Here is a 26423-nt window from a genome sequence, read left to right as displayed (position 1 = left end):
AGCAGAGCGCCTTTAAATGGCGCTTTGCTTTTTTCGGGAGGATATGAAATGAGGAAATTTGCATTAATTACTGGAGCGAGCGGGGGAATCGGCCAGGCAGTCAGCGTTAAACTGGCAGAAGAAGGCTATTCGCTTTATTTGCATTACAATCAAAATGAGGAGGGGATCAACAGGCTTCTGGACCGCCTGCAAAGCTTTGGCGGAGAATTTATTCCGATTCAGGCAGACCTGTCTGTACCAGGCGGGTATAAAAAAGTTATTTCTAATATATTTTCACTTGATACTATTATCCATAATAGCGGAACAGCTCAATATGGACTTCTTACTGAAATACAGCAAACGGAAATGGAAGCTCTGATGAACATTCATGTGACCTCACCAATTCTCCTGACGAAAGAGCTTCTGCCGAAACTTTTATCAAAGGGCAGCGGAAATATCGTATTAGTATCTTCGATATGGGGCCAGACGGGTGCCGCTTGTGAAGTTGCTTATTCGGCTGCAAAAGGTGCACAAATTGCATTTGCAAAAGCTTTAAGCAAGGAGGTTGCCCTGAACGGGGTGAGGGTTAATGCTATTGCCCCGGGTGCAGTTGAGACGGATATGCTGAAGGATTTTACTGAAGAAGAGCTAGAAACTGTAAAAAGTGAAATTCCTATGGGCAGGCTTGCCCTGCCTGCAGACATAGCCAATGTCATTTCCTTTCTTCTTTCTGAAAATGCCTCTTATATTACCGGGCAGGTCATGGCAGTTAATGGAGGCTGGTATACGTAACTGCCGATCGTTCTAAGAAGTGTCACATATTTTTTTAGTCATGTCTATGTGTATGCATATTTTATTCAGGCCTTAAGCACAATATAATTGTACAACATTTAAAGGAGGCAAAATTATGTCTGTACTAGATAACTGGCAGCAATGGAAAGATTTCCTTGGCGATCGTCTTCATCAGGGAATCGATCAGGGATTGAATAAGGAAACAGTAAATGACCTTGCTTATCAGATCGGCGATTATTTAGCCAAGCAAGTAGAGCCAAAAAATGACCAGGAAAAAATCCTGGCTGATCTCTGGTCTGTAGCAAGCCCTGAGGAGCAGCATGCCATTGCCAATATGATGGTAAAGCTTGTTCAAAACGATGGTACCCACTAAGAAAATAATAGTAATCAGTGAAAAGAGAGGATTGCCTCTCTTTTCGCTTTTTCTCCAGGAAACATTTCCTTTCCGTCCAAACGGTTTTTCCTTTCCTATTGGCAAAAAATCATATATTATAGTACCTAGATGAAAATTTAGGATAAGTTTAATAAAATTTTACATACAAAAATGAGTTGCATATACATATAAAATGCGCTGACACATGCGCATCGTGCAGGAGGAGGTTTTCCGGTGGAGAAAACAGAATGGTATTTGGAATATGAAATCCAAAAGAATCGTCCCGGCTTGCTTGGTGACATTTCTTCCCTGCTAGGTATGCTTTCCATTAATATTGTCACGATCAATGGAGTGGATGAAGGCCGCAGAGGCTTGCTGATTTTGGCTAAAGACCATGAACAGATTGAACGTCTGAAGTCCATTCTTAATACCATGGACACTATTAAAGTGATCAAGCTGCGTGAGCCTAAGCTAAGGGACCGTCTGGCCGTGCGCCATGGAAGATATATTCAAAGGGATGCCGACGATAAAAAAACGTTCAGATTTGTCAGGGACGAGCTTGGGCTATTAGTTGATTTTATGGCCGAATTATTTAAACAGGAAGGGCACAAGCTAATAGGGATCAGAGGCATGCCAAGGGTTGGAAAAACAGAATCCATAGTCGCTTCAAGTGTCTGTGCGAACAAACGCTGGCTATTTGTTTCATCCACGCTGCTTAAGCAGACGATACGAAATCAGTTGATTGAGGATGAATATAATGAAAACAATTTGTTTATAATTGACGGAATTGTCTCAACCAGACGTGCCAACGAAAGGCATTGGCAGCTCGTCCGGGAAATTATGCGCCTCCCGGCAGTTAAGGTAGTGGAGCATCCGGATATTTTTGTGCAAAATACTGAATACTCTCTTAATGATTTTGATTATATTATTGAGCTTCGTCACGACCATGAGGAAGAGATAACATATGATGTGGTAGAGAAGAACAATATGTTCTCTGAATCTGATTTTGGAGGCTTTGATTTTTAGTAAGTTGGAAGGTGTTGTAAATTGACAGAACTAGGCAATCGGTTAAAAGAAGCGCGGCTGGCTAAAGATATGAGCCTTGACGATCTGCAAAAGGTTACAAAAATACAAAAACGTTATTTAGTGGGAATTGAAGACGGGGATTATAGCATGATGCCCGGAAAGTTTTATGTCAGGGCATTTATAAAACAGTACGCTGAAGCGGTCGGAATTGAACCGGAAGAAATTTTCGAACAGTATAAAGATGATATTCCAACACAAATGAATGATGATATTCCCGAAAAGCTATCACGTGTACAATCCAGGAAAGATTTTTCCGGCAGGACTTCAAAAGTATTCGATATTCTTCCAAAGGTTCTCATTGGTGTCTTCATTGTTGGCCTAATTGCGGTCATATACAATTTTCTTGGGGCCAAAGATCAGGTGGATAAAGATGAGAAGCTCTCAGATTTGACTGATGAACAAACAGTTATAAAAGAGTCTGAAAACCTTGCCGAAAATAAAAAAGATGAATCAGCAGAAAAGGAAGAAGAATCTGCTGACAAAGATAATGAGGAAAATGGCAAGGACCAGGAAGCTGAGGATGAGCCAAAGCAGGAGGTTGCTGTGGTTCAATCGAGCGGAAATGGAACCGTCTATGAATTGAAAAATGCGGACAAGTTTGAACTCGAGGTTTTGTCTACAGGAGAAACTTGGGTGAATATCAAGAACGGCAAAGGTGATTCCCTCTTCCAGGGAATGCTGACTGAGGACGGCACGAAAAGCCAAAAGATAGATTTTTCAAAGGAAACGGAAGCTTTCATTGTAGTCGGAAATTCGGCACAAACTGAAATCTATGTTAACGGCGAAAAAATTGAGTATAAGGTGCCGCCTTCACAATCCGTTAGGCAGGATATAACCATAAAGTATGCGCCGAAGACCGAATAGTCATCTTTAGATGACTATTTTCGCTTTTTATGTAAAAATTATCAGTAAAAGGATTGCAGGGAATGTCATATACTTTTTCTGCAGGAAGCTTCATTTAATATACTTGGAGGTAAAACATGAATCTGCCAAATAAAATTACAGTGTCCCGTATCTTGCTGATACCAATATTTCTGCTCGTCATGCTCGTTGAGCTTTCATGGGGAAATGTAGAGTTGTTAGGAGCTGAAATGCCCGTTACCCATCTGATTGGAGCTCTTATTTTTATTATTGCTTCAGTTACCGATTGGGTTGACGGTTACTTTGCCCGTAAATACAATCTGGTTACAAACCTGGGCAAGTTTCTTGATCCGCTTGCTGACAAGCTTCTTGTCTCTGCAGCCTTAATTGTTCTGGTTGATCTTAACCTTGCTCCATCATGGATTGTCATTATTATAATCAGCCGGGAATTTGCTGTAACAGGTTTAAGGCTTGTTTTGGCAGGGGATGGAGAAGTAGTCGCAGCTAATCAGCTTGGCAAAATAAAAACCTGGGCTCAAATTGTGGCCATTTCTGCACTGCTTTTACATAATATTATTTTTGAAATGGTTTCAATCCGTTTTGACCTGATTGCCCTGTGGGTTGCGATGTTCTTTACAATCTGGTCCGGCTGGGACTACTTTGCTAAAAACAAGCAGGCCTTCATAAACTCAAAATAATTACTTTACCTGGAAGGGGCTTTGAAATGAATGCTGAAATTATTGCTGTCGGGTCTGAGCTTTTACTTGGACAAATCGTTAATACAAATGCCCGCTTTCTTTCCCGGCAGCTTGCTGAACTGGGCATTAACGTTTTTTACCATACAGTGGTTGGAGATAACCCGGAGCGCCTGAAGTCGGTAATCAAAATAGCCGAAAGCCGTTCTGAATTAATCGTCTTCACGGGCGGCCTGGGTCCTACAAAGGATGATTTAACAAAAGAAACGATTGCCCGCCATTTTGGCAAAGAGCTCGTCATGGACGAACAGGCAATTGAATCTATACAGCTTTATTTTAAACGCACCAACAGAGAGATGACGGAGAATAACAAAAAGCAGGCTCTGGTTCTTGAAGATGCACAGGTGCTGCCTAACGAGCATGGAATGGCACCAGGAATGATTGCCGATAGTGGCGGGCATGTTTTCATGCTTTTACCGGGACCGCCAAACGAGATGGAGCCGATGTTCCTTAAACATGCCTTTCCGGCCCTTCAATCGAAGCTCGGCACCGAGGATGTAATTGTTTCCCGGGTGCTGCACTTCTTCGGGATTGGAGAAGCCATGCTTGAAACGGAGATTGAAGATATTATCGATGCTCAGAGCAATCCAACCATTGCCCCGCTTGCATCTGATGGGGAAGTTACTCTTAGGCTCACAGCAAAGCATAGTCAACCTAACACGGCCATGATGCTGATTAATGAAGCTGAAACTAAAATTCTGGATCGTGTCGGCGAATACTTTTATGGCTATGATGATACTTCCCTGATGTATGAGCTCACCAAGCTGATTAAGGAGAGCAGCATGACTATTTCCGCAGCGGAGAGTTTAACAGGCGGCATGTTTCAGGAGGAGTTTACATCCATTCCCGGTGCCGGTGGACTTTTAAAGGGCGGAGTGGTCTGCTACACAAACGAAGTTAAGGCTGAAGTATTAAAAGTCCGCAAAGAAACGATTGATAACGACGGAGTCGTAAGTGCACAGTGTGCCGCCGAGCTTGCTGAAAATGTAGCAAGCCTGACAAATGCCGATATCGGAATCAGTTTCACAGGTGTTGCCGGTCCGGATGAATTGGAAGGAAATCCTGTCGGTACAGTGTATATAGGCATTTGGATTAAAGGAAGACCGGTGCAGACCGAAAAGCTGAACCTTGGAAGAACCAGGGCAGCCAATCGGGTTCGTACAGTAAAATACGGCTGCCATTTTCTTATTAAAGCATTAAAAGAAACTCAGAACGCATAAAATGTGTTCTGAGTTTTTATTAGCCAAAACAATAGTCAGACTTCTTGTTGAAATGCAATCTCCTCTACTGATTGCCCCTTAAAAAACCTCACTTTTCCCGGCATTCCTGAAATTTTCGGGCATAATGTGCAAGAGAAAAAAACGAATGGATGTTCGACTTTTTGCTCGACAAATGTATTGAAAAGGTTTATAGTAGAGTTAGGTTTTGAGATGAGACAAAACGAATCTGATCAAAAGACAGATTCGTCTATATAAAAGGAGGAACTATTAGTGAGTGATCGTCAAGCAGCTCTTGAAATGGCGTTAAAACAAATAGAAAAGCAATTTGGTAAAGGTTCTATCATGAAACTCGGGGAACAGACTGACCGCAGGATTTCAACTGTACCAAGCGGATCTCTTGCACTTGATGCAGCTCTTGGGGTAGGCGGCTATCCAAGAGGACGTATTATTGAAGTTTATGGACCGGAGAGCTCCGGTAAAACAACAGTAGCCCTGCATGCTATTGCAGAAGTTCAGGCAAGTGGAGGACAAGCAGCGTTTATCGATGCCGAACATGCCTTAGACCCTGTTTACGCGCAAAAACTTGGTGTAAATATTGACGAGCTGCTTCTTTCCCAGCCGGATACCGGAGAGCAGGCGCTTGAAATTGCAGAAGCCCTTGTTCGGAGCGGTGCTATTGATATTCTCGTAGTTGACTCTGTGGCAGCCCTTGTTCCCAAGGCTGAAATTGAAGGAGAAATGGGTGATTCCCATGTGGGTCTGCAGGCCCGCCTAATGTCACAGGCACTTCGTAAGCTATCAGGTGCAATCAACAAATCAAAGACAATCGCGATTTTCATTAACCAAATTCGTGAAAAAATCGGAATTATGTTTGGAAACCCTGAGACGACTCCAGGGGGACGCGCATTGAAGTTCTATTCTTCCATCCGACTTGAAGTTCGCCGTGCAGAAACTCTTAAGCAAGGCAATGAAATGGTCGGTAATAAGACAAAGATTAAGGTTGTCAAAAATAAAGTCGCTCCTCCATTCCGAGTGGCGGAAGTTGATATCATGTATGGTGAAGGAATTTCCAAGGAAGGTGAAATCATCGATCTTGGCTCTGAACTGGATATTGTTCAAAAGAGCGGTTCATGGTACTCATTCAACGAGGAGCGCCTTGGCCAAGGTCGTGAAAACGCCAAAGTATTCCTAAAAGAAAATCCAGAAATTCGCCTGACTATTCAAAAACAAATTCGCGAACATTATGGACTAGATGAAGAAAAAGTAGCCAGCGGAGACGAAGAGCAGGAAGAATTAAAACTGATCGATTAATACTAAGGAAAAGCAAAGTCCTGAGTGGCTTTGCTTTTTTTAAAGGTTGTTTTTCGCAAAGTTTGTTGCTATTTGTAGTATATATTGTGAGTTGATTGTAGCGGAAGATGCGAGTTCCTCGAAAATGCATTCGCATTTTCTTCGTGCGGTGTTTACTCAAGGAAGCTTATTCATAGTCCTGCGGGAGTAGCGGGAAAGGTGAGACCCCGCAGACGCGAAGCGTCAAGGAGGCTCAACGCCCAATCAACGGGCAGCAATGAAAAGCGAAAATCAATAATTTACAAGAAAAGAGCCTCTTCAAAAGTGTTCAAACCAATCGAAATATTAAGAAAAGCCCTTAAGACAAACCCTTGACAATAAAATTCCACAGCTTTACAATTAAAAATGTATATTTTACATTTTATATGTAAAGAAATTCTTATTGAGTCAGACTTTGTCCGGCTCCAGGCTCCATTGGCATTTCATACGTTAATTAACTGCCAGTCGTCAGATGGATGCCCAGTGCTTTTTTAAGATTGAAACGTTTAAAAGCCTTAGTGCTGTATATTGAATTGGACAATGTACATGCCAACACTTTAAAAAACGTAACACAAACAAGTTCATAGCAAGAGGAGGTGAAATGATGGATCTAGTAACAATCATCTCCATTTTGCTTGGCCTAATCGTCGGTGCTTTTGTTGGCTATTTTGTTCGCAAATCTATTGCCGAAGCTAAAATCGCAGGAGCTAAAGATGCTGCTGAGCAGATTTTGGAAGACGCAAAGCGAGAAGCTGAGGCTACGAAGAAGGAAGCCCTGCTTGAAGCGAAAGACGAAATTCACAAGCTCCGCACAGATGCGGAAGGTGAAGTTCGTGATCGAAGAAATGAACTGCAAAAACAAGAAAATCGCTTAATGCAAAAAGAAGAGAACCTTGATCGTAAAGATGAAACGTTAGATAAACGTGAAGCTCTTTTAGAAAAGAGGGACGATTCTCTTAGCAAAAGACAACAGCATATTGAAGAGATGGAAAGCAAAGTGGAAGAGTTGATTAAAGAGCAGCAAGCTGAGCTGGAACGCATCTCAGGCTTGACTCGTGAAGAGGCAAAGTCCATCATTTTAGAGCGCACTGAGCAGGAAGTGGCTCACGATGTCGCCATTATGGTAAAAGAGAGCGAGACCAGAGCGAAAGAGGACTCGGATAAGAAGGCGAAGGAAATCCTGTCACTGGCTATCCAAAGATGTGCAGCTGATCATGTGGCAGAAACTACTGTATCAGTTGTCAACCTGCCAAATGATGAGATGAAAGGACGCATTATTGGCCGTGAAGGCCGTAATATCCGTACTCTGGAAACCCTGACCGGAATTGATCTTATTATCGACGATACGCCGGAAGCGGTTATTTTATCCGGCTTTGATCCAATCCGCCGTGAGACTGCACGCTTAGCTTTAGACAAATTGGTTCAAGACGGTCGCATCCATCCAGCCCGGATTGAGGAAATGGTTGATAAGGCTCGCCGTGAAGTAGATGAACACATCCGCGAAATCGGCGAACAAACCACTTTCGAGGTTGGTGTTCACGGCCTGCATCCAGATTTAATCAAAATTCTTGGCCGCTTAAAATTCCGTACAAGCTACGGCCAGAATGTTTTAAAGCATTCAATGGAAGTGGCTCAGCTTTCAGGCCTTCTGGCTGCCGAACTGGGGCAGGACGAAACATTGGCACGCCGGGCAGGATTGCTTCATGATATTGGTAAAGCAATAGACCATGAGGTAGAAGGAAGCCATGTTGAAATCGGTGTTGAGCTTGCCACTAAGTATAAGGAGCATCCTGTTGTCATAAACAGTATCGCTTCCCACCATGGTGACACAGAGCCAACATCAATCATTGCCGTACTTGTCGCTGCAGCTGATGCTTTATCAGCAGCAAGACCTGGAGCAAGAAGAGAGACACTTGAAAACTATATTCGCCGTCTTGAAAAGCTTGAAGAGATTTCCGAATCCTATGATGGCGTTGAAAAATCATTCGCTATTCAAGCTGGACGTGAAATCCGCATTATGGTTAAGCCTGAACAAATTGATGACCTTGAAGCTCATCGTTTGGCAAGGGATATCCGTAAGAAGATTGAAGAAGAACTTGATTATCCAGGCCACATTAAGGTCACGGTTATCCGTGAAACAAGGGCCGTTGAATATGCAAAATAAAGCGATGCACATGCATCGCTTTATTTCTTTTTCAGGGTGTGCTTTAAATAGAGTCAGGAAACTGTGTTACACTAATAAAAAGGGCTGAAAAAGTATACATATAACTTTAAAAACAGAAAGGGATATGACATGAATATATTGTTTGTCGGAGATGTAGTGGGATCCCAGGGACGGGATATGATCACTGAATATGTACCCAAGCTAAAAGAAAAATACCGGCCGCATATCACAATTATTAATGGGGAAAATGCAGCAGGAGGAAAAGGGATTACAGAAAAGATTTATCGGGGATTTCTTGAGGCAGGTGCACAGGCGGTGACTCTCGGGAATCATACTTGGGATAACCGGGAGATTTTTGAATTTATTGACCGCGCGAAATATATGGTTCGCCCAGCTAATTTTCCTTCTAATAATCCTGGCAAAGGCATGGTTTTTCTGAAGTTTAATACAGAGGAAGTAGCAGTTATCAGCCTTCAGGGCAGAACTTTTATGAATACAAGTGACTGCCCTTTCCAAAAGGCAGATGAATTGATAAAAGAAGCCCGGGAAAGGACTCCATTTATTTTTGTTGACTTTCATGCAGAAGCAACAAGTGAAAAACAGGCGATGGGGTGGTACTTGGATGGAAAAGTATCAGCAGTTATAGGAACGCACACCCACGTGCAGACTGCCGATAACCGCATTTTGCCTGGCGGTACGGCCTTTATGTCTGATGTGGGGATGACAGGCCCTTATGACGGTATCCTTGGTGTGGAAAAAGAAGCAGTGATCAAAAGGTTTATCTCAGGGCTCCCGGTTCGATTTGAAGTTCCGAAAGAAGGCAGAAATCAGTTAAGCGCAGCGGTCATTGAACTGAATCCTAAAACAGGGTTGGCCAAAAAAATTGACCGGATCCTAATTAATGATGACCATCCTTTTTACTCATAAACAGATAAAAGACTGCTTCCGGATGGCCGGTTTGCAGTCTTTTTGTATTAGCGGAAACAAGACGTCAGGTGCGTTTTCCTTGGAAGAGCAGAACTCCTTTAGAAAATCTGCCTGAAACCCTGCTTTTTTTGTCCAAGCTGGAATATGTGAATTCCAAGCTGAATATAGTAGCAATGGAATGATATATAGACCTGGTGCTAAATTCCATCAAAGCGGTTAGTGTAGGAATGGAAAGAAGTGGCCTGACTGAAGTCAGGCGGCCATTACAGATGGTAAATCTGCGCTTTGAACAATGCATACAGGAGGGGTAAAACGAGGAGGAGCTAGGAATGGAAATATTAAAAGTTTCAGCAAAATCTAATCCTAATTCTGTAGCTGGTGCGCTTGCTGGAGTTCTGCGCGAAAGAGGAAATGCGGAAATCCAGGCAATTGGTGCGGGTGCATTGAACCAGGCTGTTAAGGCAGTAGCGATCGCAAGAGGATTCGTAGCGCCTAGCGGAGTGGATTTAATTTGTATCCCTGCATTCACGGATATCCTGATCGACGGCGAAGAACGGACTGCCATTAAGCTGATTGTGGAGCCGCGTTAACCCAAAAGCATCAGAATGGGAAATCATCCTTTGTTATATGCATAAGTCAGTAAAATATAGATTCTCACAATAACAATAAAAACCTGTTTGCATCATAGGCAAACAGGTTCTTTTTTTAATAAGATGGTGCTATGGAAATAAAGAGGGAGGAAGAACTCTTGAAAATTTTTGATGCACATTGTGATGTATTATATAAAATGTTTATGGACAGAAGGATTGACTTTCAAAATTCAGGCAGTCTTCAGGTGAATTTGGAAGCGCTTCAGGTATCAGGCTTTAAGGTTCAGTGCTTTGCCATATTTGTTCCGGAATCCGTTCATACGGAAATGAAGTTCAATGCAGCTTTATATATGGTCAATCTGTTTTACGAAAAAGTGCTTAAACCCAATCCGCAATTAAAGCTCATTAAAAGTATCCAGGACATCGACATGCTGAAGGATAATGAGACTGGAGCGATATTGACCCTGGAGGGATGCGACGCGGTTGGCTGCGATCTGCTTAAATTAAAGACGCTTCTCAGGCTGGGAGTATCTTCAGTGGGGTTAACCTGGAATTATGCAAACTGTGCAGCTGATGGAGTGCTTGAAGAGAGAGGGGCAGGCTTATCTTCTTTTGGCAAAGGGGTGGTACATGAATTAAATGCCAGTAAAGCATGGTGCGATGTTTCCCATCTTTCTGAACGGGGGTTTTGGGATGTGATGGAATGGGCCGACTATCCCGTTGCCACTCATTCAAACTGCTATTCCTTGTGCCCGCACCCTCGCAATTTAACGAACGAACAAATTAATGCACTGATTGACAGGGGCAGTGTAATGGGCATTACATTTGTGAATGAGTTTTTATCTGGCAAACCAACAGCTGCAATTACTGATGTTCTAAGGCACCTGGAATATGTATGTTCACTCGGAGGAGAAAATCACGTCGGATTCGGTTCGGATTTTGATGGTACAGATGGGAAAGTTACAGATTTGGAGGATGCAAGAAAATACGATAACCTAATAAATGAACTGTTAAAATACTATTCTGAAATACAAGCTGAAAAATTTATATTTCGAAATTTTTATAACAGGTTTCCAAGGTGAAAATGGTGAGAAATAGATATATCAAGGTGTGAGAGGAATCTCAAAAATTTGCGATTAAATTATCTTTTTAGCATTTTTCAAAAAATAAAAAAATATTCATCTTTTAATCCGATAAATATAGGGAAAGGGTTGCTTTTTTAGACACATAGGTCTAGAATTGAAAGCGTTTAGTACCCATCCATCTCCCAGAATATAGCCTCAATTACATGTTGAAATAGCGGAGTGACTGGACAGTACTACACTGATATAAACAAAGCGTTTTTACATAATTTTTTAACGTATCTAAAGGGGTGTAAGAGATGATCAATCAACTTTCATGGAAAGTTGGAGGACAGCAAGGGGAAGGTATTGAAAGTACCGGAGAGATTTTTTCCATTGCGCTAAATCGTTTAGGCTACTACCTGTACGGTTACCGCCACTTTTCATCACGAATTAAAGGCGGGCACACGAACAACAAGATTCGCGTCAGCACGTCACAAATCCGATCTATATCAGACGATTTAGATATTCTGGTAGCTTTCGACCAGGAAACAATCGATTTAAACTACAAAGAACTTCACGATAAAGGGATCATGATTGCAGATGCGAAATTTGATCCTAAACAGCCAGAAGATACGAATGCAGTTTTGTTTGCAGTGCCTTTTACAGAGATTGCTACTGAGCTTGGAACATCCCTGATGAAAAACATGGTTGCTGTTGGTGCGACATGTGCAGTTCTAAATCTAGATATTAAAGTATTTGAAGAAGTAGTTCAAGAAATTTTTGGACGTAAGGGACAGCAGGTTGTAGATAAGAACATGGAAGCTATTCAGGCCGGCTTTGATTTCATGAAGGAAAAGCTTAGTGATAATGTGGAATTAATGGAGCTTGAAAAAGCAGACGGAATGAAGCGTCTATTTATGATCGGCAATGATGCGATCGCTCTTGGCGCACTTGCAGGCGGCTGCCGCTTTATGGCCGCTTACCCAATCACACCTGCATCCGAAATCATGGAATACCTGATTAAAAAGCTTCCTGGCCTTGGCGGTTCTGTTATTCAGACTGAAGATGAAATTGCCGCAGTCACTATGGCAATTGGTGCAAACTACGCAGGTGTCCGCTCACTTACTGCATCTGCCGGTCCTGGACTTTCCCTTAAGATGGAAGCAATCGGCCTTTCAGGGATTACTGAAACACCTTTAGTTATCGTGGATACACAGCGTGGAGGACCTTCCACAGGACTTCCGACAAAACAGGAGCAATCTGATTTAATGGCAATGATTTATGGCACTCATGGCGAAATTCCAAAAATCGTCCTTGCTCCAAGTACTGTACAGGAAGCATTCTATGATACAGCGGAAGCATTTAACCTGGCAGAAGAATACCAGTGCCCGGTTATAATCCTATCAGATTTGCAGCTTTCTCTTGGTAAACAGACAGTGGAGCCGCTGGATTTCAGTAAAGTTGAAATCCGCCGTGGAAAACTTGTTACAGAAGAACTTCCTGAAATTGAAAACAAAGGCTACTTCAAGCGCTTTGAGGTTACAGAAGATGGAGTTTCTCCACGTGTAATACCTGGCATGAAGAACGGAATCCATCATGTAACGGGTGTTGAGCATGATGAAACAGGAAAACCTTCAGAATCAGCTGCAAACCGCAACGCGCAAATGGATAAGCGTTTCCGCAAGGTTGAAAATATTAAGTTTAATACACCTGTTCACAAGAATGCTCCGCATGAAGAAGCAGACCTGCTCATCGTTGGCTTCAATTCAACAAGAGGTGTAATTGAGGAAGCTATGGGCAGGATTGAACAGGACGGCATTAAAGTAAATCATGCACAAGTTCGCCTGATTCATCCTTTCCCAACTGATGAATTATTGCCGCTTGTTAAAACAGCTAAGAAAATCGCCGTAGTTGAAAATAATGCTACAGGACAATTAGCGAACATCATGAAGATGAACGTCGGACATGCTGAGAAAGTATATAAGCTATTGAAGTACGACGGAAATCCATTCTTGCCGCATGAAATTCACACAAAATGCAAGGAGTTGTTCTAAATGGCCACATTTAAAGAATTTCGAAATAATGTAAAACCAAACTGGTGCCCGGGCTGTGGAGACTTCTCCGTGCAGGCTGCGATTCAGCGTGCGGCAGCAAACGTTGGTTTAGAGCCTGAGAACTTAGCAATCGTATCAGGCATCGGCTGTTCCGGACGTATTTCCGGTTATATCAATTCATATGGTTTTCATGGCATTCATGGACGTTCACTACCAATCGCCCAGGGTGTTAAAATGGCTAACCGCGATTTAACAGTTATCGCTTCCGGCGGTGACGGTGATGGATTCGCAATCGGTATGGGCCATACAATCCATGCAATCCGCCGTAATGTGAACATCACTTACATCGTAATGGATAACCAAATCTATGGTTTAACAAAAGGACAGACTTCACCTCGTTCTGCGGCTGGCTTCAAAACTAAGTCCACTCCGCAAGGTTCGATTGAGCAGGCGATTTCTCCAATGGAAATGGCATTAACTGCTGGTGCGACGTTCGTGGCGCAGAGCTTCTCTACTGACCTTAAAGATCTGACTGCGTTAATCGAAGCAGGAATCAAGCATGATGGCTTTTCTTTGATTAACGTGTTCAGCCCATGTGTTACATACAACAAAGTAAACACATATGACTGGTTTAAAGAAAACCTGACAAAGCTAAGCGATGTGGAAGGCTATGACCCTTCCAGCCGTGAACTGGCTATGCAGACTCTTATGAAACACAGCGGTCTTGTAACTGGCTTAATCTATCAGGACACTGAGCGAAAGTCATACCAGGAACTTCTTTCAGGTTACTCTGAAACACCATTATCACAAGCAGACCTTGAACTTGATCAAGCTCACTTTGATAAACTTGCAGCTGAATTTATGTAATAGACTAGAAGCTCGGGGCATCCGGGCTTCTTTTTTGAGTCAAATGTGACACTTATCACACACAAAACACTAAATGTGGTCTAGTATTAGTGATTGTGCGGGATTAATATTATCCCTGATCGTACATACAAGTAATAGTTTCTGATAAGTGGCAGAGCGGTTTTCTATTGTTTTAACTATCAGAAAGCCTTATACTATAATAATGTGCACATGTATATTGCACAGCATAATATTAGCTGAAAAATGAGTTTAAATGATAGATGATGCTCTGGAAAAAGAGAAAGGGGATAAATGATGAACGAAAAACAACGTTTAGAAAGTCAGCAAGTGCAAACAGCAAATCCTTCGGACAAAAAATCCGTAAAAGATTACAGCAAATATTTTGAAACTGTTTACACTGCACCTTCCTTAAAGGAAGCGAAAAAACGCGGTAAAGAAGAAGTGAAATATCATAAAGATTTTAACATCCCTGAAGAATTTTATGGCATGGGAAATGGCCGCAAATTCTATATCCGCACATACGGCTGCCAGATGAACGAGCATGATACCGAAGTCATGGCCGGCATTTTCCTCGGTCTTGGCTATGAGCCTACAGACTCAGTGGAAGATGCGAATGTCATTTTGCTTAATACATGTGCCATCCGGGAAAATGCAGAGAATAAAGTGTTTGGAGAACTTGGCCATCTTAAACATTTAAAAAAAGAAAAACCGGATCTTCTGATTGGGGTCTGCGGATGTATGTCCCAGGAGGAATCGGTTGTTAACAAGATTCTTAAAACCTATAACCAGGTAGATATGATTTTTGGAACACACAACATTCACCGTCTTCCTAACATTCTTCAAGAAGCCTATATGTCAAAGGAAATGGTTATTGAAGTATGGTCTAAGGAAGGGGATGTAATTGAAAACCTTCCAAAAATACGCCGCGGTAATATTAAAGCATGGGTTAATATTATGTACGGCTGTGATAAATTCTGCACGTATTGCATTGTTCCTTATACACGCGGAAAAGAGCGGAGCAGACGACCTGAAGATATTATTCAGGAAGTTCGCCAGTTAGCGGCACAGGGCTATCAGGAAATTACCCTACTTGGGCAGAACGTAAACGCATACGGAAAAGATTTTGAGGATATCAAATATGGCCTTGGCGATTTGATGGATGAAATGCGCAAGATCGATATTCAACGTGTACGTTTTACAACCAGCCATCCTCGTGATTTTGATGATCATCTGATTGAAGTGCTTGCAAAAGGCGGAAATCTGGTAGAACACATTCACCTTCCGGTTCAATCCGGTTCTACGGATGTCTTGAAAATCATGGCGCGTAAATATACAAGAGAACAATACTTGGAGCTGGTTCGCAAAATTAAAGCGGCTATTCCAGGGGCAACCTTTACCACTGATATTATTGTTGGCTATCCTAATGAGACAGAAGAGCAATTTGAAGAAACAATTTCCCTATACAGGGAGGTAGGCTTCGAAGCTGCTTATACGTTCATTTACTCACCTCGGGAAGGTACACCAGCTGCCAAAATGGTGGATAATGTACCAATGGAAGTAAAGAAAGAGCGACTTCAGCGTCTGAATGCAATAGTGAATGAATTATCTGCAGAGGCTATGAAACAATATCAAGGCCAGATTGTAGAAGTTCTTGTGGAAGGTGAAAGCAAGAACAATCCTGAAATTCTTGCAGGATACACAAGAAAAAATAAGCTTGTAAACTTTAAGGGGCCGAAAACAGCAATCGGCAAGATTGTAAAAGTAAAAGTAACGGCTGCAAAGACATGGTCTTTAAACGGAGAAATGGTTGAAGAACTAGATGCGGTAGAGGTGAATCAGTAATGGCTAAATACACAAAGAGTGAAATTGTTGAACGTGCGAAAGATTTGGCACGTATGATTGCAGAGACAGAAGAAGTTGATTTTTTCAAACGTGCAGAAGCACAGATTAATGGTAATGAGAAGGTTAGTGCAACCATCACAGCCATCAAAGGTTTGCAAAAGCAGGCTGTTAATCTTCAGCATTATGGAAAAGCTGAAGCATTAAAGAATACGGAAGAAAAAATAGCCAAATTGGAGCAGCAGCTGGATGAGATTCCTGTTGTACAGGAATTCAAGCAATCCCAGGTGGATGTTAATGAATTGCTTCAAATTGTGGCAAATACCATTTCCAACACAGTAACAGACGAAGTCATTATGACTACTGGCGGAGATTTGCTGAGCGGCGAAACGGGATCTAAGATCAAGAACAGCAGCTGTTCACATTAATTACAGAAACGGAAACACCCTGCACCAGAGAGTGCAGGGTGTTTTTTACGCTCTATATTAAAGGGAGGAATTGGTATTGGCCATGGGTTGTGGGGGCCATTTATTGGTTTCGCAATAGTTCTACTGCCTTTAAAAATTCTTTTCTATACTCCTGCTGTTCGATAATCGCAGCATTTAAAGTCGACAGCAAGGATTGATTAAGCATTTTAGTTCCTGCATCATCAGACTTTTTGTCCAAAAAGTTAAGAAGGAAAGTATATACAAGGAGCAATGTTGAGTAATTATCCACATATGTGAGATTAATAGCCCGTCCGCCCTTTCCGCCGGCAGCATGGTTATTGATGGACGGTATTCCTGCTTCTGCAGCCATATCAATGAACTCCTTTGGAATACCCAGCTGCTTGAGGACTTCCGGATCCAGATCCAGATTTTGTATATTTTGACTTAGCATGGTACTCCCTCCCTTCTTTTTGGACATTCTAAGACTCTGCATAGAAAAAGGCTTTATTTTAATATTACGCTTTATTGCTTTGCTGCTGAGTTGTAGTGTTTACAGAAATAGCAGTGGAGTCTCCTCCATTTGCAATATTGTATTGAGCGGAAAGAATCGGAATGTTGATCAGTGCAGCATTGACAGCAAATCCGCCTCCTGAAATCGGCAGTTGTCCGTTCAGGTTCGTTTGCGGAAGATTGGCTTGTGCAGCGAAAGTAAAAGCTTCAGCTTCGTTGCCGCTGTCTGCTCCATTTACTGCTCCTCCGCTTGGCAATACGCTATTGTCATTTTCGCAATCGTCGTAGTATCTTGATAGCATGGTTTTCACCTCCTTCAATTGATTGAAGTGGCTGATGTCCAGATTATGAATCTTTCTTCATCATATCGGTAAGATCTAAATCCAAAAGTTTTTTTCCATTTACAGATAGTTTTACCTGTTTATAATCTTCGGATGTTTCCACAACAGGCAGCAGATTTTTTAATGCTGGAATCATATTCCCGATCCCGGAGGAATTTTTTGTGAAGAGACCTTCCAAGTTTTTCAATGGCTTAAGAGATTCCATTAGATTTCCTTTTAACTCTTCTGACTGAATTTTTTCTAATCCTTTTGAATAAATTCCGCCCAATGATTCAGTAAATTTGGCAACCATCTGTTCTGCATATTGTTTTGCTTCTTCCCCTGTCAGCTCTTTTCCATTGATTGAAACTTTATAGCTGGAGTTCTCCTTGTCTGCCATTCCTGTTCACCTCCTTATCGATAGTTTATTATATTGATTCATTAGCCAAGCTGTCTCCGCAGGTGTAATAGGACAAACGTGCATTTTTCAATTACTTACCTGCTTGGGGGTAAAGCCTCTTATTTATGGCAGCCATGATACATATTTAATCTCCGTCAGGATTTGTTCAGACCGGAACATTCGCCCGCTTTCGGCATACTATAAATCATGCCAATACTTTTGCCTAACATTCATAAAAATTATCGCACACTAGTCTAATATCCCGCATAGGATGAATTGAAAATGAATGAGGAGGGTTCGCTCGCAATGGGAGATTACAGAGAGATTATAACGAAAGCGGTCGTTGCGAAAGGACGTAAATTCACACAGTCCAATCATACGATCTGCCCGTCACACCATCCGTCAAGCATACTTGGCTGCTGGATCATAAACCATACGTACGAGGCGAAAAAAGCCGGAAAAACAGTGGAAATCTGCGGCCATTATGACATTAACGTTTGGTACTCTTTTAACAATAATACAAAAACCGAAGTTGTTACCGAACGGGTTGAGTATAAAGATGTCATTAAGTTGAAGTACCGTGATCCGGACTGTTTGGATGATCATGATATCATCGCCCGTGTTCTGCAGCAGCCGAGCTGCTGTGAAGCTGTCATTTCTCCAAACGGCAACAAAATCATCGTCACAGTGGAAAGAGAGTTCATGGTCGAGGTAATCGGCGAAACAAAAGTGTGTGTAGCTGTCTACCCAGACAAGTGCGAATGTGATGATGACGCTTGGGGGCTTGATGTGGAAGATGAAGAATTCGAAGATTTAAATCCGGATTTCCTGGTGGGAACTGAAGAAGAGTAATGACAAACTAGGAGGTTTTACTTCCTAGTTTTTCTTTTTATACTTTCTTCTGAAATCAAGCGAAATAACTACTGCACCTTCCATCTTTAGTCTGAATCCATTTGAATAGTATTTACTTAGAATGGAGGTATCAGATGCAAAGGGGAGAGGCGAGGATGAAAATATTCCAAGTGAATTTAAAGTGCCATGATATGCACAGAATGAAAGAATTTTACACAAAAGTGCTGGAGATGGAGCTGCTGACAGAGACTGAGAGTTATTTTACGATAATGGCCGGCACAACAAAAATTCTTTTTGAAAAAGACGATGCGATTCCTTATTATCATGTTTGTTTCCGAACAAATGCCGAATACTTTGATCATATGTATCAGAGGTTAGGGGCTGAAAGTGTGCTGGTTCCAAATCAGAAAGGCGAGTACAGCATGTTTTGGAAGGGCAAGCAGGCATATTTTATCGATCCGGACGGAAATATTCTGGAGATGCTGGAGCGTCCTTTAGAGGGAACTAGACAGAAGGAGATCCGATGGCACGATGTCGGAGAGGTTGGTTTGCCTGTTAATGATGTTACATCAATGGAGAAGGAATTAGATCAGTACCTGAAAAATGAACAAATGGATTCGAGTGAGACGTTTGCCTTTTACGGGGACAGCAAAGGGGTTTTTGTCCTGGTGAAAGTGGGGCGGAATTGGTATCCAACTGAAAGGGCTGCCGTTATTTCTCCTGTTAAAATATACGCATCAGGACAAAGGGATGCCAGGTTTAAGCATCAGGAATATCCATACGAATTGATTGTGAGAAAAGAATGGGAAGGGAGTATCCCTGCTGTACAATTTCGCATAGCACGTCCGACAAATCAGCTTGATCGGCTTATTGCCTTTTACGAAGAAGGATTGGGTCTTAAGAGAGTCGGCGAATTTTGGAACCATGAAGGCTATGATGGGATTATGTTTGGTCTGCCTGACAGTCAGTATCATCTTGAATTTACTCAATCCAAGGAAAAAATGGAGCTTCCGCAGCCTGCTAAAGAGCATCTATTAGTTTTTTATGTGGGGGACCTTCTGAAGAGAGATAACATCGCCGACAGGCTTGCTTCTCTTGGATATCTGGAAACAGAACCGGAAAATCCATACTGGAGCAGAGGCGGATTGACCTTTGAAGATCCTGATGGATGGCCGATTGTATTGATGAATACCCCGGGCATATGAGACTATCGGTTTGCCGGAGTATTTTCTTTGTTGCTTTTAAAGACTTCGGCTATGTGATTAACAAACATTAATAACTAAGAATCCAAGTAGCTCTCCATTGGGGAGCTGCTTTTATTTGACTTAATAATAAGAATTAGCCAAGGCAAATATTGCACATCTGAGTCCGCTAATAATCTATGATATAATGAGAAAGACGTTTTTTAGAGGAATCCTCTAAAAGTAAATTGATAAAAATTTAAAGATCGTTGGAGGAAGTTATGGCAGCAGCATACACGCCTATGATACAGCAATATTTACGAGTAAAGGCAGAATATCAGGATGCCTTTTTATTTTTTCGCCTTGGCGACTTTTACGAAATGTTTTTTGATGATGCACTTAAAGCATCACAGGAACTTGAAATCACATTAACAAGCCGCGAGGGAGGAACGGAGGAACGGATTCCCATGTGCGGGGTGCCATATCATTCAGCACCGGTTTATATTGAACAGTTGATTGAAAAAGGTTATAAAGTGGCAATCTGCGAGCAAACGGAAGACCCAAAACAGGCAAAGGGCGTTGTGAAGCGGGAAGTCGTTCAGCTTATTACGCCTGGAACAATGATGGAGGGCAAAGGTCTTCAGGAAAAAGAGAACAACTATATTGCATCGATTTCTGCTTTTGAAGATGAAACCTTTGGATTTATCACCAATGATTTATCCACAGGTGAGACGAAGGTAACGATGTTAAGCAACGGGTTTGAGGAGGTTCTGAACGAGCTGTCCATGTCAGGAGCAAAGGAAGTAGTCATCGCTCACGACTTTGATGGTGAATGGCAGCGGAGAATGAAAGAACGCTCCGTCATGGCGATCTCATTCGAGGATGATTGTGAAGTCCGGGACTCCTTTGAAGGACTTCTGATTGATTTAAATCAGGATAAGCTAAGGAGAACATCTTCCAGATTAATTAATTACCTGTACCGCACGCAGAAGAGAAGTCTGGATCACCTTCAAAAAGTGGCGACTTATCAAGTAAACCAATACATGAAAATTGATTATTTCTCGAAAAAGAATTTAGAGCTGACAGAGACCATCCGAAGCAAAGGCAAGAAGGGCTCGCTATTGTGGCTTCTTGATGAAACAAAGACGGCCATGGGAGGGCGTCTATTGAAGCAATGGATCGACAGACCGCTTATCGATGAACAGGAAATCAAGCGTCGCCATTCATTGGTTGAAACTCTGATAGGCTCTTTCTTTGAACGCGAAGAAATCCGGGAAAAGCTGAAGGAAGTCTATGATCTGGAACGCCTTGCAGGAAGAGTGGCATTTGGGAATGTAAATGCCCGCGATCTTGTACAGCTTAAGAAATCTCTTCAGCAAATACCAATATTAAAAGAAATGGTCTCAAATCTGCCGAATGAGGAAGCAGTGAGGCTGGCTGAGCGCCTGGATGCCTGCGAAGAGGTCACAGATACTTTGGAAAGCGCCATAATGGAAAACCCGCCGCTGTCTTTGAAGGATGGAAACATTATTCAGGACAACTATCATGAAGAGCTTGATAAATATCGCGATGCCAGCAGAAACGGGAAGACTTGGATTGCCCAGCTAGAGAAGCAGGAACGTGAAAAAACGGGCATAAAATCTTTAAAAATCGGTTTTAATCGTGTGTTTGGCTATTATATAGAAGTAACCCGCGCCAATCTGCACCTTCTTCAGGAAGGACAATATGAGCGGAAGCAGACCCTTACAAATGCGGAACGATTTATTACACCCGAATTGAAGGAAAAAGAAGCACTTATACTGGAAGCGCAGGAAAAGTGTGTGGAGCTCGAGTATGAATTATTTACGAATGTCCGTGAATATGTAAAAGAATATATTCCGAGATTGCAAAAGCTGGCGAAAACGGTTAGTGAGCTTGATGTTCTTCAGTGTTTTGCAGTCGTCAGCGAACAGAGACATTATACAAAACCAAGCTTTTCTAATGAAAGACGGGTATATATTAAAGACGGCCGCCATCCAGTAGTTGAAAAGGTGCTGAACGCACAGGAATATGTGCCTAATGACTGTCATATGGATGCAGACAGGGAAATGCTGCTGATTACAGGGCCAAATATGTCCGGTAAAAGTACGTATATGCGTCAAATCGCACTTACTGCGATTTTAGGGCAAATCGGATGCTATGTGCCTGCTGAAGAAGCAGTACTCCCTATTTTCGACCAGGTATTTACCAGAATCGGTGCCGCTGATGACCTTATTTCAGGCCAGAGTACGTTCATGGTCGAGATGCTTGAAGCGAGAAATGCCATTGTGAATGCCACACAAAATAGCTTAATTTTATTTGATGAAATCGGACGCGGAACTTCCACATATGATGGAATGGCATTGGCACAGGCAATCATTGAATATATACACAACCGGATTGGTGCGAAGACATTGTTCTCCACCCACTATCATGAATTGACCGTGCTTGAAGAAGAACTGCCAAAAGTGAAAAACATCCATGTCAGCGCTGTCGAACAAAATGGACGGGTTGTGTTTCTTCATAAAATTAAAGAAGGAGCAGCAGATAAGAGTTACGGAATCCATGTTGCCCAGCTTGCAGATCTTCCGAATGAACTGATTGTCAGGGCAAATGAAATTTTAACAGGGCTTGAATCGAACGACCCTCACCCAGTGAAAAAAGAGATTCCTACTGCAGAAAAGATTGCAGAGCCTGCTGCACAGTTATCCTTCTTTGAGGAACCTGAAGACGTGAAGAAACCTTCATTGGGATCTAAAGAAAAGAAACTCATTGATAAAGTCAGAGTGCTCGATATCCTGGATATGACTCCAATGCAGGCATTAAATACATTATATGAGCTGCATAGGAAATTGAAGAATTGATAAACAGGGGGTGACGAGATGGGGAAAATCATTCAGCTGGATGATTCGCTTTCAAATAAGATTGCTGCCGGCGAGGTGGTGGAGCGGCCTGCATCAGTGGTAAAGGAATTGATGGAGAACTCAATAGATGCAGGAAGCACGATTATTGAAATTGAAGTGGAAGAGGCCGGCTTAGCTAAGATCCGCATTATTGATAATGGGGATGGCATAGAGGAAGAGGATGTTCTAAATGCCTTTCATCGCCATGCTACCAGCAAAATAAAAGACGAAAATGACCTTTTCCGCATCCGCACGCTTGGATTCCGCGGCGAGGCCTTGCCCAGTATTGCGTCTGTATCCAGAATTGAGATGAAAACTTCAACTGGCGATGCGGGTACACGCGTAGTCATTGAAGGCGGAAAAGTGGACGTGATGGAAAAGGCACCCGGGAGAAAAGGGACTGACCTCACTGTAACGGATTTATTTTTCAACACCCCGGCACGTCTCAAATATATGAAAACAATCCACACAGAGCTTGGCAATATTACAGATGTGGTTAACAGGCTGGCACTTGCACATCCTGAGGTCGCCATCCGCCTGATCCATAATGAGCGGAAGCTTCTGCAGACGAACGGGAACGGGGATGTCCGGCAGGTGCTTGCAGCTATTTATGGGCTCAATATCGTGAAAAAAATGGTGCGGATTGAAGCAAGCTCACTTGATTTTAAAATCAGTGGGTTTGCGGCACTGCCGGAAATTACAAGAGCGTCAAGAAACTACATTTCCACTATGATTAACGGCCGCTTTATCAAGAATTACTCATTGGCCAAAGCCATACAGGATGGGTATCATACCCTGCTTCCTATTGGGCGCTACCCGATAGTACTCCTGAACATAGAGATGGATCCGCTCCTTGTCGATGTTAACGTTCATCCTTCGAAAATGGAGGTACGGTTAAGTAAAGAGCATGAATTAAATGATTTGGTATCTGGTACTTTAAAAGCTGCATTTAAGAAAGAGGAACTGATTCCTTCCGGGTTTACACAGCCGAAAAGCCTAAAGCCCAAATCAGAACAGACTGCTCTAGAACTGGATCATTTGCCAGAGCAGCAGGAAAATAAGCCTTCCTCCTTTGTAAGGGAAACGAGAGAGGAAGAGGGTGTCCGGCAGTATCCGGCTGATGCAGTTTCCCAATTTAAACAAAGCCATTATGCTGAGCCGGCAGGAGAAGACTTAGCTGACAAGCAGGGTGCTCCTTCTGTTGGTTTAAGCACTTCATCTGAAAAATCATCTGATGAAGATTTGCATTTATTCCAGCCGGAAGAGCCAAGAGCCGCTGGGCTTGGACAATTTTTCGCAGAATCTCCCACAGTTGAGGAGCCATCGCGGGTTCCTCCACTTTATCCAATCGGACAAATGCATGGGACGTATATTTTTGCACAGAATGACCGTGGCCTTTATATCATTGATCAGCATGCTGCACAGGAGCGGATTAAGTACGAGTATTTCAGAGAGAAGGTCGGGCAGGTTGAAAGCGAATTGCAAGAGATGCTCCTTCCGCTGACATTTGAATACTCAACTGATGATTATATAAAAATCGATGAATACAAAAGTGAACTTGAAAAAGTGGGAGTGTTTTTAGAACCGTTCGGGCATAACAGTTTTATCGTCCGCTCCCACCCGCAATGGCTGCCTAAAGGCGAAGAAAAGGAAATTATCGAGGATATGATTGAACAGCTCTTAGCTATGAAGAGAGTAGATATTAAAAAGCTGCGAGAGGAAGCTGCGATTATGATGAGCTGTAAGGCTTCCATTAAGGCGAATCATTATCTGCGCAATGATGAAATTCAGGCGCTGCTTGATGAATTGAGAAGGTCTTCTGATCCGTTCACATGCCCGCATGGACGGCCAATCATCATTCATTACTCTATTTATGAGATGGAGAAAATGTTTAAGAGAGTAATGTAGAAAATAGACGCTGAACCAAATTGGGTTCGGCGTCTATTAAATATAAACGATAATTATATTATGTAAACTGGGTGTCTTCTAATTTTATATTTATGATCTTAGACCTGATTATCTCAGATTACATTCTTTTTGACCTACCAAATTGCGGCGCTTGTGGTGCAACTAAAAAAAGATGTGATCTTTCAGTATAAAAGGAGCCCCTTAAATGCGATCTATGATAGATTTTTAAAATGGGGGGCGATAAATTTTCAAGATTTGATGAAGTTTAAAGGGTATTATATATTTAAACAAATTGTTTGAACCAGAAGAAGGTTCACTGAGAATCCTTATTGATAGGTGTAAAGTCAATAATAAGGATCAGGATGCTGTGAGAATTACAGATGAAGTGGAAATAGAAGCATTTCCTATTGAAGTAGATGACAATTTGCCAGTTCCACAATTGGACTTTGAAACGTATGTTGCTTACTCCATAATTAATGAGTCTTTTACTGTAATGGATGACTACCAAATCTTCGAGGGCAATATCTTTAGAATTTACTCCGAATCAGGGTATATGGATTTTACTAAGGAAGGAACAATTGCCGAAGATGTATTTCCTGAAAAGCAGTTAGTTCACTACCAAATTCCTTGTTTGGATCATATAGTTGATATTATTTCATATGAGGAACCGAAAATTACTGAGACGAAAAGAATGGATATTTATGAAAAAGAGCATCGATATCGATGCTCTTTTGTGTGCTAATCTAAAATTTTAGATGAGAGTGATAGTGTTAAAATTGTTGAAAAAATTTATGTGTTTTTAAGGTAACACCTCATCAAGAGATCCCATTACCTTACAAAGTAGCTGCGATTTTACTGCTTATCTTACTGCCGTATGCAACTTATCAATAAATTGCAGCGCTTTTCCTGTTCCGACTGCCACAGATTCAAGCGGGCTTGGGGCAAGGTGAACAGGCACAACGATCTCATGTGAAAGCCATTCCTGCATGCCATTTAAGAGGGCACCGCCGCCGGAAAGGATTACCCCGCGGTCTACGATATCTCCGCTAAGTTCGGCCGGGCTGTCCTCTAAGGTTGCACGGATTGCTTCAAGAATATGAAGCAATGATTCTTTGATTGCATCACGGATTTCATAGGAAGACAGTGTAATAGTCTTTGGCAGGCCGGTAACAAGGTCGCGGCCGCGCACTTCCATTGTCAGTTCTTCATGGTCAATCAGCGCGTAGCCAATTTCCATTTTAATATGCTCGGCTGTTCTTTCTCCTATAAGTACATTGTATTCTTTACGGACATATTGAATAATGTCATCGTCAAGTCTGTCCCCGCCAATTCGAATTGAATTGCAGGCAACTACACCGCCAAATGAAATTATTGCCACTTCAGTTGAACCTCCACCAATATCAACAACCACGTTGGCAACAGGCTCATCAACAGGCATGCCTGAACCAATCGCTGCTGCTACAGGCTCTTCAATCAGATGAACTTTTTTCGCTCCAGCATTGCGTACTGCATCATGGATGGCTCTTCTTTCAACACTGGTTGAACCTGATGGCGTACATACAACGACATTAGGCTTTCTGATGGCAAACCCGACTTTTTTCGATGCTTTTCGCATTACCTGGCGAAGCATTTCAGTTGTTGTGTCATAGTCAGCAATAACTCCGTCTTTAAGAGGGCGGATGGCAACGATCCGGCCTGGTGTTTTACCGATCATCTCTTTTGCTTCTTTACCAACTGCTAACACTTTTTTCGTTTCTGTATCAATTGCTACTACGGAAGGTTCATTGATAATAATGCCTTTTGTTTTGCTATATACAAGAATATTAGCAGTTCCTAAGTCTATTCCAATTTCAGATGTATTTAACATGAATTCTTCACCTATTTTCAAATTTATATTGTCACAATATAACCTTCTAATAAATTAACATGATTTTGGGGGTTAGCCTTTATTTGTTATGGAATCGTTAATAAAATGTAATTTTATAAGAAAATTTTAGGGGAAT

Annotated in this window: 23 protein-coding genes and 2 pseudogenes; 21 read left to right on the top strand and 4 right to left on the bottom strand. The window is 42.1% G+C overall.

Annotated features, from left to right (window positions below; genetic code table 11):
- The first annotated feature begins 48 nt into the window (after positions 1-48).
- From ymfI to M3205_RS00130, 15 genes are all read left to right on the top strand, one after another.
- A complete protein-coding gene (ymfI, locus tag M3205_RS00200) occupies positions 49-771 on the top strand; it encodes an elongation factor P 5-aminopentanone reductase (RefSeq protein ID WP_251168089.1) in 723 nt (240 codons plus the stop codon).
- 115 nt (positions 772-886) lie between these two features.
- Positions 887-1144: a DUF3243 domain-containing protein gene (locus M3205_RS00195; protein WP_251168088.1), complete on the top strand. Its 258-nt coding sequence runs from the start codon at positions 887-889 to the stop codon at positions 1142-1144.
- 234 nt (positions 1145-1378) lie between these two features.
- Positions 1379-2170, top strand: a complete 792-nt coding sequence (locus M3205_RS00190) for a DUF3388 domain-containing protein (protein ID WP_251168087.1) — start codon at positions 1379-1381, stop codon at positions 2168-2170.
- Positions 2171-2191: 21 nt separating this feature from the next.
- Positions 2192-3094 carry a helix-turn-helix domain-containing protein gene (locus tag M3205_RS00185; RefSeq protein ID WP_251168086.1) on the top strand — a complete coding sequence of 301 codons (903 nt, stop codon included), beginning with the start codon at positions 2192-2194 and terminating at the stop codon, positions 3092-3094.
- Between the two features lie 116 nt (positions 3095-3210).
- On the top strand, positions 3211-3789 hold the full coding sequence (gene pgsA, locus M3205_RS00180) for a CDP-diacylglycerol--glycerol-3-phosphate 3-phosphatidyltransferase (protein WP_251168085.1): 579 nt from the start codon (positions 3211-3213) through the stop codon (positions 3787-3789).
- A 26-nt stretch (positions 3790-3815) separates the two neighbouring features.
- Positions 3816-5066 (top strand): competence/damage-inducible protein A, encoded by a 1251-nt coding sequence (locus M3205_RS00175; protein ID WP_251168084.1) that lies wholly within the window; start codon positions 3816-3818, stop codon positions 5064-5066.
- Between the two features lie 270 nt (positions 5067-5336).
- Positions 5337-6377, top strand: coding sequence for a recombinase RecA (gene recA, locus M3205_RS00170; RefSeq protein WP_311315672.1), 1041 nt, complete (start codon positions 5337-5339; stop codon positions 6375-6377).
- Between the two features lie 622 nt (positions 6378-6999).
- Positions 7000-8559 (top strand): ribonuclease Y, encoded by a 1560-nt coding sequence (gene rny / locus M3205_RS00165; protein WP_095242414.1) that lies wholly within the window; start codon positions 7000-7002, stop codon positions 8557-8559.
- Between the two features lie 129 nt (positions 8560-8688).
- Complete coding sequence (locus M3205_RS00160) at positions 8689-9486, top strand: TIGR00282 family metallophosphoesterase (protein WP_251168083.1); 798 nt, start codon at positions 8689-8691, stop codon at positions 9484-9486.
- A gap of 329 nt (positions 9487-9815) precedes the next feature.
- Entirely contained in the window at positions 9816-10076 is a 261-nt protein-coding gene (gene spoVS / locus M3205_RS00155; RefSeq protein ID WP_009330666.1) for a stage V sporulation protein SpoVS, read from the top strand.
- Between the two features lie 158 nt (positions 10077-10234).
- Complete coding sequence (locus M3205_RS00150) at positions 10235-11158, top strand: dipeptidase (RefSeq protein WP_251168082.1); 924 nt, start codon at positions 10235-10237, stop codon at positions 11156-11158.
- Positions 11159-11457: 299 nt separating this feature from the next.
- Complete coding sequence (locus tag M3205_RS00145; RefSeq protein WP_251168081.1) at positions 11458-13194, top strand: 2-oxoacid:acceptor oxidoreductase subunit alpha; 1737 nt, start codon at positions 11458-11460, stop codon at positions 13192-13194.
- Positions 13195-14061, top strand: coding sequence for a 2-oxoacid:ferredoxin oxidoreductase subunit beta (locus M3205_RS00140; RefSeq protein ID WP_251168080.1), 867 nt, complete (start codon positions 13195-13197; stop codon positions 14059-14061).
- Between the two features lie 291 nt (positions 14062-14352).
- Complete coding sequence (miaB, locus tag M3205_RS00135) at positions 14353-15903, top strand: tRNA (N6-isopentenyl adenosine(37)-C2)-methylthiotransferase MiaB (protein ID WP_251168079.1); 1551 nt, start codon at positions 14353-14355, stop codon at positions 15901-15903.
- Entirely contained in the window at positions 15903-16328 is a 426-nt protein-coding gene (locus tag M3205_RS00130) for a YlbF/YmcA family competence regulator (protein ID WP_251168078.1), read from the top strand. The genes miaB and M3205_RS00130 overlap by 1 nt, the downstream gene beginning before the upstream one ends.
- 100 nt (positions 16329-16428) lie before the next feature.
- On the opposite strand, the gene M3205_RS00125 is transcribed toward M3205_RS00130, so the two are convergent.
- The 3 genes from M3205_RS00125 to M3205_RS00115 all read right to left on the bottom strand — a co-directional run bounded on the left by M3205_RS00125 (position 16429) and on the right by M3205_RS00115 (position 17558).
- Positions 16429-16779 (bottom strand): hypothetical protein, encoded by a 351-nt coding sequence (locus M3205_RS00125; RefSeq protein WP_251168077.1) that lies wholly within the window; start codon positions 16777-16779, stop codon positions 16429-16431.
- A 64-nt stretch (positions 16780-16843) separates the two neighbouring features.
- Positions 16844-17140, bottom strand: a complete 297-nt coding sequence (locus M3205_RS00120; RefSeq protein ID WP_251168076.1) for a hypothetical protein — start codon at positions 17138-17140, stop codon at positions 16844-16846.
- Between the two features lie 43 nt (positions 17141-17183).
- Positions 17184-17558 carry a hypothetical protein gene (locus M3205_RS00115; RefSeq protein WP_251168075.1) on the bottom strand — a complete coding sequence of 125 codons (375 nt, stop codon included), beginning with the start codon at positions 17556-17558 and terminating at the stop codon, positions 17184-17186.
- Between the two features lie 306 nt (positions 17559-17864).
- Here M3205_RS00115 and M3205_RS00110 point away from each other — a divergent pair, with 306 nt between their 5' ends.
- The 6 genes and pseudogenes from M3205_RS00110 to M3205_RS00085 all read left to right on the top strand — a co-directional run bounded on the left by M3205_RS00110 (position 17865) and on the right by M3205_RS00085 (position 25162).
- Positions 17865-18410: an outer spore coat protein CotE gene (locus M3205_RS00110; protein WP_048008951.1), complete on the top strand. Its 546-nt coding sequence runs from the start codon at positions 17865-17867 to the stop codon at positions 18408-18410.
- A gap of 134 nt (positions 18411-18544) precedes the next feature.
- Positions 18545-18880, top strand: a pseudogene (locus M3205_RS00105) (VOC family protein); the annotation flags it as partial.
- Between the two features lie 345 nt (positions 18881-19225).
- On the top strand, positions 19226-19615 hold the full coding sequence (locus tag M3205_RS00100) for a VOC family protein (RefSeq protein WP_251168198.1): 390 nt from the start codon (positions 19226-19228) through the stop codon (positions 19613-19615).
- A gap of 257 nt (positions 19616-19872) precedes the next feature.
- Entirely contained in the window at positions 19873-22473 is a 2601-nt protein-coding gene (gene mutS / locus M3205_RS00095) for a DNA mismatch repair protein MutS (protein WP_251168074.1), read from the top strand.
- A gap of 18 nt (positions 22474-22491) precedes the next feature.
- Positions 22492-24420 carry a DNA mismatch repair endonuclease MutL gene (gene mutL / locus M3205_RS00090; RefSeq protein ID WP_251168073.1) on the top strand — a complete coding sequence of 643 codons (1929 nt, stop codon included), beginning with the start codon at positions 22492-22494 and terminating at the stop codon, positions 24418-24420.
- A gap of 240 nt (positions 24421-24660) precedes the next feature.
- A pseudogene (locus tag M3205_RS00085) lies at positions 24661-25162 on the top strand (hypothetical protein).
- Positions 25163-25279: 117 nt separating this feature from the next.
- Here M3205_RS00085 and mreBH read toward each other — a convergent pair.
- Positions 25280-26287 carry a rod-share determining protein MreBH gene (gene mreBH / locus M3205_RS00080; protein ID WP_251168071.1) on the bottom strand — a complete coding sequence of 336 codons (1008 nt, stop codon included), beginning with the start codon at positions 26285-26287 and terminating at the stop codon, positions 25280-25282.
- Between the last annotated feature and the right edge of the window lie 136 nt (positions 26288-26423).

The sequence above is a fragment of the Cytobacillus firmus genome (assembly GCF_023715565.1).
Taxonomy (GTDB): Bacteria; Bacillota; Bacilli; order Bacillales; family Cytobacillaceae; genus Cytobacillus; species Cytobacillus firmus_C.
Note: the sequence above shows the minus strand (reverse complement) of the source record. Positions and strands in the feature narration are given on the sequence as shown.